Source organism: Pseudidiomarina marina (assembly GCF_044807045.1).
In the GTDB taxonomy this organism is placed as follows: domain Bacteria; phylum Pseudomonadota; class Gammaproteobacteria; order Enterobacterales; family Alteromonadaceae; genus Pseudidiomarina; species Pseudidiomarina marina.
Window position 1 is genome coordinate 1,232,849 of record NZ_CP085233.1, and the last position, 15,256, is coordinate 1,248,104.

General features: G+C 47.2%; 14 protein-coding genes and 3 tRNA genes. 16 read left to right on the forward strand and 1 reads right to left on the reverse strand.

The genetic code is table 11. The features are described 5' to 3' along the window. Positions 1–14 precede the first annotated feature (14 nt). From LG272_RS05855 to LG272_RS05885, 7 genes are read left to right on the forward strand one after another with little or no spacing between them, the layout of a single operon-like run. Positions 15–2,036 (forward strand): NADPH-dependent 2,4-dienoyl-CoA reductase, encoded by a 2,022-nt coding sequence (locus LG272_RS05855; RefSeq protein ID WP_126758432.1) that lies wholly within the window; start codon positions 15–17, stop codon positions 2,034–2,036. Then, positions 2,020–2,862: a PHP domain-containing protein gene (locus tag LG272_RS05860; RefSeq protein WP_404407229.1), complete on the forward strand. Its 843-nt coding sequence runs from the start codon at positions 2,020–2,022 to the stop codon at positions 2,860–2,862. Before LG272_RS05855 ends, LG272_RS05860 begins: the two co-directional genes overlap by 17 nt. Before the next feature lie 53 nt (positions 2,863–2,915). Then, positions 2,916–3,542: an L-threonylcarbamoyladenylate synthase gene (locus tag LG272_RS05865; protein WP_404407231.1), complete on the forward strand. Its 627-nt coding sequence runs from the start codon at positions 2,916–2,918 to the stop codon at positions 3,540–3,542. 6 nt (positions 3,543–3,548) lie between these two features. Next, the gene (locus tag LG272_RS05870; RefSeq protein ID WP_404407233.1) at positions 3,549–4,382 is read left to right on the forward strand and encodes a segregation and condensation protein A; all 834 of its coding nucleotides are present in this window, start codon (positions 3,549–3,551) and stop codon (positions 4,380–4,382) included. Continuing rightward, a complete protein-coding gene (gene scpB, locus LG272_RS05875) occupies positions 4,363–4,956 on the forward strand; it encodes an SMC-Scp complex subunit ScpB (RefSeq protein ID WP_126758434.1) in 594 nt (197 codons plus the stop codon). Before LG272_RS05870 ends, scpB begins: the two co-directional genes overlap by 20 nt. 8 nt (positions 4,957–4,964) lie before the next feature. Next, positions 4,965–5,972: a 23S rRNA pseudouridine(2605) synthase RluB gene (rluB, locus tag LG272_RS05880; protein ID WP_404407236.1), complete on the forward strand. Its 1,008-nt coding sequence runs from the start codon at positions 4,965–4,967 to the stop codon at positions 5,970–5,972. After that, positions 5,969–6,994 (forward strand): agmatine/peptidylarginine deiminase, encoded by a 1,026-nt coding sequence (locus LG272_RS05885; protein ID WP_404407238.1) that lies wholly within the window; start codon positions 5,969–5,971, stop codon positions 6,992–6,994. Before rluB ends, LG272_RS05885 begins: the two co-directional genes overlap by 4 nt. On the opposite strand, the gene LG272_RS05890 is transcribed toward LG272_RS05885, so the two are convergent. Then, positions 6,991–7,680 carry an SIMPL domain-containing protein gene (locus LG272_RS05890; protein WP_404407240.1) on the reverse strand — a complete coding sequence of 230 codons (690 nt, stop codon included), beginning with the start codon at positions 7,678–7,680 and terminating at the stop codon, positions 6,991–6,993. The two genes, LG272_RS05885 and LG272_RS05890, sit on opposite strands and share 4 nt — an antisense overlap. Positions 7,681–7,713: 33 nt before the next feature. Here LG272_RS05890 and LG272_RS05895 point away from each other — a divergent pair, with 33 nt between their 5' ends. The 9 genes from LG272_RS05895 to LG272_RS05935 all read left to right on the forward strand — a co-directional run bounded on the left by LG272_RS05895 (position 7,714) and on the right by LG272_RS05935 (position 15,256). Further along, positions 7,714–8,184 carry a regulatory protein RecX gene (locus LG272_RS05895; protein ID WP_404407242.1) on the forward strand — a complete coding sequence of 157 codons (471 nt, stop codon included), beginning with the start codon at positions 7,714–7,716 and terminating at the stop codon, positions 8,182–8,184. 79 nt (positions 8,185–8,263) lie between these two features. Further along, positions 8,264–10,864, forward strand: coding sequence for an alanine--tRNA ligase (gene alaS / locus LG272_RS05900; RefSeq protein ID WP_404407244.1), 2,601 nt, complete (start codon positions 8,264–8,266; stop codon positions 10,862–10,864). Positions 10,865–11,093: 229 nt separating this feature from the next. Then, the gene (gene csrA, locus LG272_RS05905) at positions 11,094–11,288 is read left to right on the forward strand and encodes a carbon storage regulator CsrA (RefSeq protein ID WP_092854232.1); all 195 of its coding nucleotides are present in this window, start codon (positions 11,094–11,096) and stop codon (positions 11,286–11,288) included. A 202-nt stretch (positions 11,289–11,490) separates the two neighbouring features. Beyond that, positions 11,491–11,583 (forward strand) — tRNA-Ser (locus LG272_RS05910). Positions 11,584–11,595: 12 nt separating this feature from the next. Further along, positions 11,596–11,672: transfer RNA gene (locus LG272_RS05915), tRNA-Arg, on the forward strand. A gap of 26 nt (positions 11,673–11,698) precedes the next feature. Then, a tRNA-Arg gene (locus tag LG272_RS05920) sits at positions 11,699–11,775 on the forward strand. A gap of 314 nt (positions 11,776–12,089) precedes the next feature. Further along, a complete protein-coding gene (locus LG272_RS05925) occupies positions 12,090–12,317 on the forward strand; it encodes an OadG family protein (protein WP_126758440.1) in 228 nt (75 codons plus the stop codon). A 17-nt stretch (positions 12,318–12,334) separates the two neighbouring features. Further along, positions 12,335–14,122 carry a sodium-extruding oxaloacetate decarboxylase subunit alpha gene (gene oadA / locus LG272_RS05930; RefSeq protein WP_404407247.1) on the forward strand — a complete coding sequence of 596 codons (1,788 nt, stop codon included), beginning with the start codon at positions 12,335–12,337 and terminating at the stop codon, positions 14,120–14,122. 3 nt (positions 14,123–14,125) lie between these two features. Next, positions 14,126–15,256: a sodium ion-translocating decarboxylase subunit beta gene (locus LG272_RS05935; protein WP_126758442.1), complete on the forward strand. Its 1,131-nt coding sequence runs from the start codon at positions 14,126–14,128 to the stop codon at positions 15,254–15,256.

Consider the following 15,256-nt stretch of genomic DNA (forward strand, 5'->3'; position numbering starts at 1 on the left):
AAGTTGAGGTCACTGTGACGACAAAATACCAGCATTTATTTCAGCCTCTCGATCTAGGCTTTACGCAACTCAAGAACCGCGTGTTGATGGGCTCGATGCACACCGGGCTTGAAGAAGAGAAAAATGGCTTTGATAAACTCGCCGCCTTTTATGCCGAGCGCGCGAAAGGCGGCGTTGGGTTAATTGTCACTGGCGGTATTAGTCCGAATTTTCGCGGCCGCGTGAGCCCTTTTGGTAGTGAACTGAGCAAGCCTTGGCATGTGGCAAAACACCGCAAAGTAACCGAGGCTGTGCACGCTGAGGGCGGCAAGATTTGTATGCAAATTTTGCATACCGGTCGCTATGCCTATCACCCATTTTCTGTCGCTCCGAGTAAAATCAAAGCGCCAATTAACCCATTTGCACCGAGAGCGATGAGCGAACGGCAAATTCTCACCACGATTCGCCATTTTGCACGTGCCGCTAAGTTGGCGCAGAAGGCCGGCTATGATGGTGTGGAAGTGATGGGTTCCGAAGGCTACTTAATCAACCAGTTTATTTGCCCGCGAACAAACAAGCGAACGGATCGCTGGGGCGGCTCTTTTGAGAACCGTAGTCGTTTAGCCATTGAAATTATCAAGGCCATTCGCGAAGCGGTAGGGCAAGAATTTATTATTGTCTACCGCTTATCAATGCTCGATTTAGTGCCGGACGGAAATACTTACGATGAAGTAATCGCACTCGGTAAGGCTGTTGAACAGGCCGGGGTAACCATTATCAATAGTGGTATTGGCTGGCATGAGGCTCGAGTGCCAACCATTGTGACCTCAGTGCCGCGTGCTGCATTTAGTTGGATTACCGCAAAAGTTCGACAAGAACTATCTATTCCGGTAGTCGCCGTCAACCGCATCAACACGCCTGAAGTTGCGGAAAAAATCTTAGCTGATGGCGAAGCTGATATGGTGTCGATGGCGCGTCCTTTGCTTGCCGACCCGCATTTTGTTGCAAAAGCCAATCGCAATGAAGCCGACAAAATTAATACCTGTATCGCTTGTAACCAGGCCTGTCTTGACCACGTTTTTGAAAATAAGCGGGCAAGCTGTTTGGTCAATCCGCAAGCCTGTTATGAAAGTGAGTTAGTCTTTACTCCGGTTGCACAAGCTAAACGCATTGCCGTTGTTGGAGCGGGCCCGGCAGGACTCGAGTTTGCTTGCCGCGCAGCAGAACGCGGACACCATGTCGATTTATTCGACGGCGCAAGCGACATCGGTGGTCAATTTAACTATGCCAAGCAGATTCCAGGCAAAGAAGAATTCCACGAAACTATTCGTTATTTTAAAAATCGTCTGGTAGATAGCGGTGTCAACGTTCACTTAAACTCGCGTCAAACAGCTGATGATTTGAGTTCAGGCGGATATGATGAGGTTGTATTGGCTACTGGTGTCGTGCCTCGTGAATTAGATATTCCAGGCATTAACAACGAAAATGTTCTTGGCTATCTCGATGTACTTCGTGATCACAAACCGGTCGGTCATAAAGTAGCTCTAATTGGTGCTGGCGGTATTGGCTTTGACGTAGCGGAATACCTAACTACTGAACATTCGCCAACCCTAAATGTTCGCGAGTGGTCGCAAATATGGGGAGTTGATGAAAGTTATGAACATCGCGGTGGATTAATGCCTCAGGCGACTGAACATAGCCCACGCGAGGTGTGGTTATTACAGCGCAAAACCTCCAAAGTAGGTGCGGGATTGGGTAAAACATCGGGTTGGGTGCATCGTGCGACGCTGAAGAAAAAAGGCGTGGAAATGATTGCCGGTGTTACTTACAAGAAAGTGACTGACGAAGGCTTATGGATTGAAATTGAGGGCACCGAGCAACTGCTTGCCGTTGATACCGTTGTGGTATGCGCCGGGCAATTGCCACAGCGCGAGTTACATGACGCACTACAAGAAAAGGGCGTATCGGTGCACTTAATTGGTGGCGCAGATGTTGCCGCCGAACTCGATGCGAAACGAGCCATTCGTCAAGGAGCCGAGCTTGCAGCCAGCATCTGATGTGACACCATGTTATGACTTACATTGTCATAGTTACTATTCTGATGGTGCATTAAGCCCCGCAGAGTTGGTTCAGCGCGCCTGTGAGCAGGGCGTCACGCATTTGGCGATAACTGATCACGATTCGGTAGGTGGTGTTGCCGTGGCACAAGCGTTTATTGCACAACACCAGCTACCTTTAAAACTCATTGTGGGTACAGAAATCACTTGTTCGTGGGAAGGTTTCGAAATTCATTTGGTGGCGCTGAACTTTAACGCCGATGCACCAAGCATGGAACAGCTATTGGCGCAGCAACAACAACGCCGTCGCGACCGCTACCAAGCCATGGTAGCGAAGCTTCACAAAGCTGGCATTGATGTACAACCGCCAATGGCACAGGCTATGACGATGCCGACCCGCAAGCATCTTGCCGATGCCATGGTTGAAGGTGATTGGGTCAGCTCGTTTGAGTCGGCATTCCGGCGTTATTTGGGGAAAGGCCAGCAAGCTTATGTTGCCACGCAATGGGTGAACTTAGCCGATGCGGTGGCGGCGGTTACGGCCGCTGGCGGTGTGACGGTAATCGCACATCCTCATGCTTATCAATTGAGTAATAAATGGTTACGGCGCTTATTAACCGAGGCTAAACAGGTCGGCGTAACCGGTGTTGAAGTTGCCATTGGCACACAATCACCCGGTCAGCGCGAAGCATTGGCGACGTTTGCTGAAGAAATTGGCCTGGCAGCCTCTGTTGGCTCTGATTTTCATTATCCGGCACGCTGGCGTGAGTTAGGTAAAAATCTTTGTTTACCAGAGCGCTGTGTGCCAATATGGACACTATGGTAAGCAGTATAAATAGGCTGTGTTAAAGCAACCGCAATGAGACAAATTTAATTATTATGAGCCAATACCTTAGTGTACACCCAGAAAACCCGCAGAAGCGCTTGATGCAACAGGCCGCTGAGATTATTTTGCAGGGTGGTGTGGTGGTTTATCCAACCGATTCAGGCTATGCCATAGGTTGCCGTATTGGTGACAAAAATGCCATGGAACGCATTTGTCGTATTCGAAATATTGATAAAGACCATCACTTCACCCTAATGTGCCGTGATTTATCAGAGTTGTCGACGTACGCGCGTGTTGATAACCAAGCGTTTCGGCTGCTTAAAAACAATACACCGGGAGCTTATACTTTTATTTTGAAAGGTACCAAAGAAGTCCCAAAGCGCCTGCTGAATCCGAAACGCAAAACTATCGGTATTCGGGTGTCGGATGACCCAATTGTTATAGCATTACTTGAAGCGTTGGGTGAACCATTAATGTCGACGAGTTTAATTCTCGACGATAATGAGTTTGCTGAGTCTGATCCCTATGAGATTCGCGAAAGATTAGACCAACAAGTTGAGCTGATCATTGATGGTGAGCATCGTGGTGAAGAGCCAACTACCGTGATTGACTTAGCCGACGACGCAGTCAAAGTAGTTCGGGAAGGTGCTGGCGATATTTCGCCATTTGTGGATGCATAAAGTGCGATGAGCAACGCTGACGTGACTATCGCTCAACAACAATCACTGCCGCTGGGTTTTGTCCGTGGTGAGCCAGTGATTGAAAAACCCGAAGACCTCTATATTCCGCCGGATGCGCTTGAGCTAATACTTGAGAGCTTTTCCGGGCCGATGGATTTGTTACTCTATTTAATTCGCCGTCAAAAACTCGATATTGTCGATCTTCCAATACTGCCCATTACCAAACAGTACATGGAATACGTCGATATGATGAAAGATTTGAAATTAGAGTTGGCGGCAGATTATTTGGTGATGGCTGCCATGCTGGCTGAAATTAAAAGTCGCATGCTGTTACCACGGCCGCCAGCTGAGGACGAGGATGAACACGATCCGAGAGCTGAACTCGTTCGAAGATTACAAGAGTACGAGGCCATTCGCCAAGGCGCGGAACATCTTGATGGAATGCCACAAACCGGGCGCGATAATTTTGTAGCGCACGCACAGACTGATGCACAGGAATTAATTGAACAGCAGTTGCCAGAAGTAACTCTGGCTGAACTTGCTGTTGCCTTTAGTCAAGCGTTGGCTCAGGCTAAGTTGCAGAACCATCATCATGTACAAAGAGAAAAATTATCGACCCGCGAGCGGATGAGCCGTATTTTAGATTTGTTGCAGACAAAAAAACGGCTCCGATTAAGAGATATTTTTGAGCCCAAAGAAGGGCGAGCTGGCGTTGTTGTTAGTTTTTTAGCTATTTTGGAACTCGTGAAAGAAGCATTAGTAGAAGTAACTCAGGTCGATGCATTTAGCGAAATTCATGTGACAAATCGAGAGCAAGTTTATGCAGATTCAACAACTTAAACAGGCTATTGAAGCATTGCTATTTGTTGCCGAATCACCGTTGAGTGAGCAACAGCTTGCGGATCATTTTGCCCCCGAAAACGTCACGAAAAAACAACTAAAAGACGTACTGCGCGAATTGCAGAGCGACTATCAAGAACGTGGTGTGCAACTCATTTTAGTTGGGTCTGGATATAGATTTCAGACGCGCGCGGAATTGGGTGGTATAATAAGTCGTTTGTGGCAAGAGAAGCCTCCGCGCTATTCACAGGCATTATTAGAGACGCTTGCATTAATTGCGTATCGGCAGCCGATTACTCGCGGCGACATTGAGGAAATCCGTGGGGTCAGCGTCAGTTCCAATATTATGAAGACGTTGCAAGAACGGGGATGGATCAAAGTAGTTGGTCATCGTGAAGTACCTGGGCGCCCGCAGCTTTATGCCACAACGAATGAGTTTTTAGATTATTTTAGCTTACACGATTTATCTGAATTACCTGCAATTCCGGAACCTCCCGAGCGAGGCAGCAATGCCGGGCAGACCGCTCAGATTAAACTTGAGATAACCGCTGAGACAGCGACAAATACAGAGTAATATCCACCATGAGTGAAAAACTGCAAAAAGTACTAGCCCGATCTGGTCATGGTTCGCGCCGTGAGTTGGAGTCGATGATTGCTGCTGGGCGCGTAAGCGTCAATGGCCAGGTCGCCACATTAGGCGAAAGAATTGATACCAATGCGGTTGTGCGCATTGATGGTCGCGAAGTGAGCATCAAGCAGCCAGAAGATGTTGTCTGTCGCGTATTGATGTACCACAAACCAGAAGGTGAATTGTGTACAAGACGCGATCCGGAAGGCCGCCCAACGGTGTACGATCGGTTACCCCGTATGCAAGGCGCGCGTTGGGTAGCAGTGGGTCGTTTAGATGTGAACACATCGGGTCTACTGTTATTCACCACTGATGGTGAACTAGCCAATCGATTGATGCATCCGGGCCATGAAATTGAGCGAGAATATTCAGTTCGTGTGTTTGGTGAAGTTACTGATGCAATGATGCGAAAGTTGAAGCAAGGCGTTCAATTGGAAGATGGTCCTGCTGCGTTTAAAGAAATTAAACGTGGTGGAGGCGAAGGCATGAATCAATGGTTTCGCGTTGTGTTAACGGAAGGTCGTAACCGCGAAGTTCGCCGTTTGTGGGAGTCACAGGGCGTGCAAGTAAGCCGGCTAATTCGTGTTCGTTACGGGAATATCAAATTAGAACAAGGCTTACCTCAAAGTGGCTGGGGTGAGCTATCCCTAAAAGATATTAATTATCTACGCGACTTGGTTGGGTTGCCTGAAGAAACCCGTACGTTTATCGATCCGCGTCAAGGTGAGTCACGGCAGAAACGCTATTCACGTGCGCGTCGAATTAATGCGCAAAAGCTGCAACAACGCGGTCCCGGAGCAAATGTTGAAGAGCCTACCCCGGAGCAACGAAAAGCTCCGCGCAGAGACCCACGTAAGCCAAGCAGTCCGCGTGGTAAAGCGCCGTCATCTGGTAAACCGTCATCGCGGACGAACGCCAACAAAAAACGTAAACCCAATGGACGTCAACGAACACGCTCATGAGTCTGTTGGCTGATTGGCAACTGAATGGGCCACTGCTAGCGCTGTGGCCTTTTCGTAACGATGTATGGCGTGATAACGGAGAGCCTGCACAGCGTCAGTTGTTGCAACTCGCGGAACGCCTTCAGCCTTATCAGAATATTGTTATTGGCGTTCATCCCGATCAATACGATGCGGTCCAGCAGCGTATATCAAATCAGTTTTCCCTTTTTTCCATGAAGTATGATGATGCTTGGCCACGTGATATCGGTCCGCTATGGGCTCGCAGCGACACGCAAACGCTCGTTGCACATGGTTTCAAATTTTCCGCATGGCATGGTCTGTACCCCAACTTTCACGATGATCAATTGTTTGCTGAGCGTTTAGCACATCAATTGAAAGTCACTTACCGTGCCCATGACTTGGTATTCGAAGGCGGTGCAATCAGCACTGATGGTGCTGGTACAGCGGTCATTCATGGTGTAAGCGTCATTCGAAATAATCCAACTTGGTCAGCTTTAGACATTGAAACGTATCTGAAAGCTGAGCTTCAAATAACTCACCTTTATTGGTTGCATTTTGCTCACCCCGCCGATGAAACCGGTGGTCATGCCGATAACCAAGTGCAGTTTTTAGACGCCAATACCATTGTGGTTAGCCTACCGAATGCAGCATCATCATTAACCGATGATTATATCCAACAACTTGAAGTAGCGCGGCGCTGGACAAATGCAAAGGGTGAACTATTCAAGGTGATTGTGGTGCCTCAACCGGAAGCGATTACACCTGTTTTAAGTGAGTATCAGAGTATTCGCGAGCAAGCTGGCGTGCTTCCACGAGGCAAGGCTCCACTGCTGGCAAGTTACGTTAACTTTGTGCGCACAGGGAACGTTGTGCTGGTGCCACAATTTGGTTTAGATACTGACGCCGAGGCACTCGCAATTTTACGGCGTTCAGCACCACAACTTACAATCATTGGTGCTGCAGCCGATGAATTCATAAAAGCCGGTGGGGCACTGCATTGTATGACCTTGCCAACGCCTTAATCACGTATACGATAAGTGACGCTGACTTGTGCTCTTAATTCATTTTTGCCCGGTAAGCTAACGTCGGCAGCTTCTTGCATGCGCATCATCGCTTGCTGACTGACAGCCGGCGCGTGACTACTCTCTTGGATAGAAATAACCTCGCCGAGTGTGCTGCCAGCAGCGCTCGTCATATTGCTTGCTTTTTGACGCGCGTGTTCGACCGCTGAGGCAAGTAATTGCTGATAAATTTTGTCAGTTTCACTGATGATAAACTCAACATTCATGATGTGTGTTGCGCCCGCCTGTAAAGCTTGATCGACAATACTGTCATATTGCGTCAGGTCTCGCAGCGTGATTTGGATTTGGCGCGTAGCAGTGAATCCACGAGCAACACGTTTGCCATCCTGGTAATCGTATGCCGGACTGGCACTTACTTTGAAAGACGTGATGTCCGCATCATCTATTTGCTGTTCGCGAAGAAATGCTATGATTGATGCCGAAACTTGATCAATTTGTTGTTTGATATCGGCAAGTTCTGCACCATCGCGATTAACGCTGATAGTCAATTTGGCTTGATCAGGAGCCACCAGTGATTCGGCATGCCCAGTCACGCTAACGGTTCGCGTCATGTCGGAGCTTGGCGGTTGGCAGCCGGCGAGAATTACACTAAATAAACTCAAGATAATTGCATGGCGAAGTAACATAGCGCCTCCAAATACGGTTGATAACACATCAATATGACAGCTGAAAACGAAAGACTTCAAGCAGAAGAAACGCTCATCCGTTTGCTAGCGCGTCGAGAACATAGTGCCCGAGAGCTAAAACAGAAGTTAAAACAACGAGGTTTCGACCACCAAATTATTGAAATGGTTCTGACTAAAGCGCAAGAAAACGGCTGGCAATCGGATAATCGTTTCGCACAAGTTTGGGTTCGAGCATGTATCGCCAAGGGAGATGGCGTGCGAAAAATAATGGCTCGTGCTCCGCAAAAAGGTCTATCGAGCGAGTTAATCGAAGATATTTTGCAAACTGAGCAGCCCAATTGGAATCAGGCGTGTTATGAGCGTTTAATTAAAAAATTTGGTGAAACGCCGCCGCAAGATCAAAAACAGCGCGACAAAATGATTCGCCACTTGATGCAACGTGGTTACAGTTTCGGTGAGATAAAACAGGCGCTTGATCGTCAAGCTAACGCTGATGCAGACTAGTTTAGCCGTTTCTTTCGTGGTAGCATTTCGCCTAATATTTTAGTCCATTTTTTACCCAAAACGTCGTAGGAAGTAGTCCATGCAAATGACCAGTGCGGAAATTCGTGAAGCGTTTCTCGCGTTCTTCGCTACCAAGGGCCATCATCGCGTCCCTTCAGCATCATTAATCCCAGGTAACGACCCAACGTTGTTATTCACCAACGCCGGAATGGTGCCTTTCAAAGACGTATTTTTGGGCGATGAGCACCGCGACTACACGCGTGCAACTTCATCTCAGCGCTGTTTACGCGCTGGTGGTAAGCACAATGACCTTGAAAATGTTGGCTACACCGCGCGCCATCACACTTTTTTTGAAATGCTAGGCAACTTCAGTTTTGGCGACTACTTCAAACGCGAAGCCATTCAATACGCTTGGGAATTTCTCACCGAAGAATTAAAACTTCCGAAAGAAAAGCTGTGGGTGACCGTTTTTACTGAAGATGATGAAGCTTACGATATCTGGGCGAAAGAGATTGGTGTCCCTACCGATCGAATCTCTCGTATCGGTGCTAAAGATAACTTTTGGGCGATGGGTGATACCGGCCCTTGCGGTCCATGCTCGGAAATCTTCTATGATCATGGCGATGATGTCTGGGGCGGACCGCCGGGAACGCCTGAGGAAGATGGCGACCGTTACATTGAAATTTGGAACTTAGTATTCATGCAATATAACCGTCAGGCAGACGGAACCTTATTGCCATTACCAAAGCCTTCAGTGGATACCGGCATGGGGCTTGAACGAATTGCCGCAGTGCTCCAACACGTTCACAGCAACTATGAGATTGACCTGTTCCAAGCGCTTATCGGCGATGCCGCTAAAGTGATTGGCACCGATGATCTAAACAATAAATCATTACGCGTCATTGCTGATCATATTCGCTCATGCAGCTTCTTGATTGCAGATGGTGTGCAGCCATCAAATGAAGGTCGTGGCTATGTATTGCGTCGTATTATTCGCCGTGCCGTGCGCCACGGTAGTATGCTCGGCGCTAAGGGAAACTTCTTCTATAAGCTCGTTGCGAGCCTCGTAACGCAGATGGGGGACGCTTACCCTGAGTTGCAAGAGAAACAAAAGGTAATCGAACAAGCATTGCAGCGTGAAGAAGAGCAGTTCGGTAAAACCCTCGAGCGCGGACTCAGTATTCTAAACGATGCGTTGGAAAGCTTAGAGGGTACCGTGTTACCCGGCGAACTGGTATTTAAACTTTACGATACCTATGGCTTCCCGATGGATTTAACCGCTGATATAGCGCGTGAGAAAGGATTAACCATCGATGAGGATGGCTTCAACGAAGCCATGGAAGCACAACGCCAACGTGCTCAGCAGGCATCTAATTTTGGTGTTGATTACAATCAACGCCTGAAGTCGGCGCAAAAATCGGAGTTTTCTGGCTATACCGAAACAGCCGACGAAAGTGAAATTGTCGAAATGTTTGTTGATGGCGAATCTGTTGAGGAACTAGCTGCTGGTAGCAAGGGGATTATCGTACTATCGCGCACTCCTTTCTACGCTGAAAGTGGTGGTCAAATTGGCGATACAGGTAAGCTCGTTGCGAATGGTGGTGAGTTTATCGTTGAAGATACCCAATATATTGGTAAAGCAATTGCTCATCATGGTCAGGCCGCGATGGCCTTGAAGCTTGGTGATAAAGTTGCAGCCCATGTGGATGCGGAACGCCGCCAAGCGGTGAAGCGTAACCATTCGGCAACCCACTTGTTGCATGCAGCGCTTCGCAACTTGTTAGGTGAACACGTAACACAAAAAGGTTCACTCGTTACCGCGGAACGTTTACGTTTCGACTTTTCTCACTTTGAGGCGGTATCACCACAGCAACTTGATGCTATCGAGCGTCAAGTGAACGAAGAGATCTATAAGAATCACGCTGTTAAAGCTGCCGTCATGCCAATTGAACAAGCCAAAAAACAAGGCGCTATGGCCTTGTTTGGTGAAAAGTATGATGACGATGTGCGCGTGTTGACTATGGGCGATTTCTCCATGGAGCTTTGTGGTGGCACACATGTTACCCAAACGGGTGATATTGGTATGTTCCGAATTGTATCGGAGGCGGGCATTGCCTCCGGCGTACGTCGAATAGAAGCGGTAACAGGTGCCGGCGCTGTGCAGTTTACCTTGCAACAGCAGCAACAACTTCGCCAAGCTGCCGGGATGCTGAAAACGGATGTGATGCATGTTAGCGAACGATTGCAGCAACATATTGATCGTAGTCGTGCGCTTGAACGTACTATTGATGAATTGAATCAGAAAATTGCTTCACAAGCGGGTTCTGATTTAATTGGCAACGCTTTAGAAATCGGTGGCGTAAAAGTGGTACTTGCAGAAGTTTCAAATGTTGAACCGAAAGCTCTGCGGAATATGGTTGATGATTTAAAAAATCAACTACAATCAGGCATAGTGGTTCTCGGTTTAGCCGCTGATGAAAAGGTGAGTCTGATCGTTGGTGTTACCAAAGATCTTACTGACCGTGTAAAAGCGGGTGACGTTGTTAATGTCGCTGCAGCGGAAGTCGGCGGTAAAGGCGGCGGTCGACCAGATTTGGCGCAAGCAGGTGGAACCGAAGTGAACAACTTGAGCCAAGCATTGAATGTTGCCAAAGAAAAAATTGAATCATTATTGCGATAAGTTGCACAGCGATGCGGATGGCTTTAGGGCAAATGAGAGTGTGTTAGTAAGCTTTAATTGGTAAACTGAACATTCTCATTTTATTCTGGATGAATAAATACGCAATCAACTAGTGAATCGTATAACAATTGTGATATATTCGATGGGGCAGTAAATTAGACAGGCTGATAGTGCGGTAATGTTCTATACTGAACCGTATGGAAAACAGAAGTAGGGAAGGAGTAGGCTAATGTTGATCTTAACCCGCCGAGTGGGTGAGACCTTGATGATAGGTGATGAGGTCACAGTCACTGTATTGGGTGTAAAAGGGAATCAGGTGCGAATTGGGGTAAACGCACCGAAAGACGTCTCTGTTCACCGAGAAGAAATTTATATGCGTATTCAAGCTGAGCACCAAGACGGCGAGAAGACCGATAAAGAATAAGATTTGCGCGAAAAAGCTGACTTTAGAAAGTCAGCTTTTTGCGTTTAGAGCGTTCCTGCAGCGTTTTGAATTTGCCTGAAAATAGACCGTTGTGTTGGAATTTTCGTCCAGATGCTTAAAAATCCCACAAACGATCAGCGAATTCCAAAAAATCGTTTGACATATTTGTCAACATCGCTAGAATTCAACGCCACAAGTAAGCGGTGAGGTGGCCGAGAGGCTGAAGGCGCTCCCCTGCTAAGGGAGTATAGGGTTTGTAGCTCTATCGAGGGTTCGAATCCCTCCCTCACCGCCATTTGTCAACAACGCACTCGTAGCTCAACTGGATAGAGTACTCGGCTACGAACCGAGCGGTTGGAGGTTCGAGTCCTCCCGAGTGCGCCATTTGTTGACAGTCAAAATTGAAATGCGCACTCGTAGCTCAACTGGATAGAGTACTCGGCTACGAACCGAGCGGTTGGAGGTTCGAGTCCTCCCGAGTGCGCCACTTCCCTAAAACCAAGAGCGATATTAGCTATTAGATATTTGATATTAGCTAAAGCCTACATACCCGATACATCATCCGAATACTCAATACCTAATACCCAATACCCAATACCCAATACCCAATATCTAATATCTAATATCTAATATCTAATATCTAATATCTAATATCCAATATCTAATATCTAATATCTAATATCTAATATCTCTCGCACTTATATTGTCTATTTTTTTGCTAAACCCTGCCTGTAAATAAATTGTGTTATCCTGAAGTTAGATTAGGATTAAAACAACAAACTCAACAAAAGCAGGCGTTGCATGACGAATCTCATCTCAGAAGCTTTCATGGTTATGGTGACGGGTATGATCACCGTTTTTGTGTTTTTAACGCTTTTAATTGGTGCGATGGGCCTTTTACGCATTATCGCAGGTAAAGTGGAAGTCGAGTCGCAAACTCAATCATCTGGTGAGCAGCAGCCAAGCGCAATGCAGCTTGCTGCTATTTCAGCCGCAATTCATCAATATCGTCGCCAGCGTCGTTCGTAAAAGTAAGGAGTGCTTTCATGACTAAACCTTTGAAGTTGACTGAATTAGTATTACGCGATGCTCACCAATCGCTATTAGCGACACGCATGCGTCTGGATGACATGTTACCGATTGCCGCAAAGCTTGATGAGATGGGCTATTGGTCAATGGAATCATGGGGGGGAGCGACATTTGATTCCTGTATCCGCTATTTAGGTGAAGATCCGTGGGAGCGTATTCGCGAGTTAAAAAAGGCAATGCCTAAAACACCTCAGCAGATGTTGCTACGAGGCCAAAATTTGTTGGGCTATCGTCATTATGCTGATGATGTGGTGCGTCGTTTTGTGGAGCGGGCGAAAGAAAATGGCGTTGATGTTTTCCGAATTTTTGACGCGATGAATGATGTGCGTAATTTAGAAACCGCAATAAAAGCGGCGAAAGAAGTCGACGGACATGCACAAGGTACAATGTCATATACGGTAAGTCCGGTACACACCTTGGATAAATGGTTGGAAATGGCGAAGGAGCTTGAAGCGCTTGGCTGTGATTCGTTGTGCATCAAAGATATGGCTGGTTTACTGCGTCCAGAACCTGCATACGAGTTAATTTCGGCGTTGAAAAAGACGGTGAAGATACCAATTGCTATGCAGTGCCATGCGACTACTGGTTTAAGCACTGCTACTTATCAAAAAGCTATTGATGCGGGTATCGATATGTTGGATACCGCTATCTCTTCAATGAGTATGACTTACGGTCATTCCGCAACAGAAACGATTGTTGCGATGACTGAGGGTACACCACGAGATACAGGATTAGATCTCGAAGACCTTACAGATATTGCGAGTTACTTCCGCGAAGTTCGCAAAAAATACGCCAAGTTTGAAGGCTCGCTGAAAGGTGTTGATGCTCGAATTTTAGTTGCACAAGTGCCAGGTGGAATGCTCACGAACATGGAAAACCAATTACGTGAGCAAGGTGCAACCGATAAGTTTGATGAGGTTCTTCAAGAGATCCCTCGTGTGCGTGAAGACCTCGGGTTTATTCCATTAGTAACGCCAACATCGCAAATTGTCGGTACCCAGGCCGTGTTAAATGTGCTGAGCGGCGAGCGTTATAAGTCTATTTCAAAAGAGACGCGTGGTGTACTTCGTGGTGAATACGGAGCAACAGCTGCGCCAGTAAACAAAGAACTGCAACAACGTGTATTAGATGGTGAAGAACCTATTGTTTGCCGCCCAGCTGATTTGATTGATGATGAGTTAGAAAAACTAACAAAAGAGCTTAAAGAAAAAGCAAAAGCTGATGGCATTGAGTTAGCATCAAATGAAATCGATGATGTTTTAACCTATGCACTGTTCCCACAGATAGGTCTCAAATTTCTCAAAAATCGTGGCAACCCAGACGCGTTTGAGCCGGCTCCGAATACCGAAGCGGACGCTTCAGCGACGACATCACAATCAGAAAGTGCTGTTAAAACTACCGGCACAACTGAAGTTTATGATGTGCGAGTGGATGGAAAAACATTTACTGTTGAGGTTGCTCCATCTGGGCAAATAGTATCGACATCAGCAGCGCAATCGACACCAGAGTCATCGAAGGCCACAGCAGCCGGGAGTCGAGAAATAAAAGCACCACTTGCGGGTAACGTCTTCAAAGTTCAGGTGAAGCAAGGCCAACAAATTAAGGCAGGTGATGTTCTTATTATTCTTGAAGCGATGAAAATGGAAACTGATATTAAGGCTGAGCACGATGGAACAGTAGCTACGCTGACTACCAAAGAAGGTGATAGCGTGAATGTTGGCGACGTTTTACTGACTTTGGAGTAATTCATGGACCGAATAATGACGTTGTGGGATAGCACAGCGATTGCAGCATTTACTTGGGGGGCCGCCATCATGATGTTGGTGGGAGCCCTGTTACTTTACCTAGCGATTCACAAAAAATTTGAACCGCTATTGTTACTGCCAATAGGTTTTGGTGCCATTCTAGCCAATATTCCTCAAGCCGGTTTTACTGAGCCTGGCGGCTTGCTGTATTACATTTATTACGTTGGTATTGAGACTGGCGTATTTCCGCTACTCATTTTTATGGGTGTTGGAGCAATGACGGATTTTGGTCCGCTGCTGGCCAACCCACGAACCCTATTGCTTGGCGCAGCCGCACAATTTGGTATTTTCGCGACTTTGCTTGGTGCGATTGCACTAAACGGACTACCGGGGTTTGACTTCACTCTTGCGGATGCGTCAGCCATCGCGATTATTGGTGGCGCTGATGGGCCGACGGCGATTTTTCTTGCCTCGCGGCTGAGTCCTGATTTACTCGGTGCTATCGCAGTCGCTGCTTATTCATACATGGCGCTAGTTCCAATTATTCAGCCGCCGATTATGAAGTTGTTGACCACTGAAGCGGAACGCAAAATTCAAATGGAGCAGTTACGCCCGGTTGCTCGTCGCGAGAAGATCTTATTTCCACTCGCGGTGCTGTTTCTCACACTATTGTTCCTGCCTACAGCAACGCCGTTGGTAGGTATGTTTTGCTTAGGTAATTTAATGCGCGAAGCGGGTGTGGTCGATCGATTGAGCAAAACGGCGCAAAATGAACTGATTAATATTGTCACGATTTTTCTTGGGCTTGCAGTTGGTTCAAAACTGTCTGCTGAAGAATTCTTATCGTTACAAACACTCGGTATATTAGCGCTCGGTGCTGTTGCTTTTGGCATCGGGACAGCGTCAGGTGTGCTCATGGCGAAAGTGATGGGCAAGTTTAGTAAACAACCTATTAATCCTCTTATTGGTGCCGCAGGTGTTTCAGCGGTGCCGATGGCTGCACGAGTTGTCAACAAAGTTGGCTTGGAGGCGAATTCACAAAACTTCCTGCTCATGCATGCAATGGGGCCGAACGTAGCTGGTGTTCTCGGAAGCGCAGTAGCTGCCGGTATATTGCTTGCTTTGGTAGGGTGA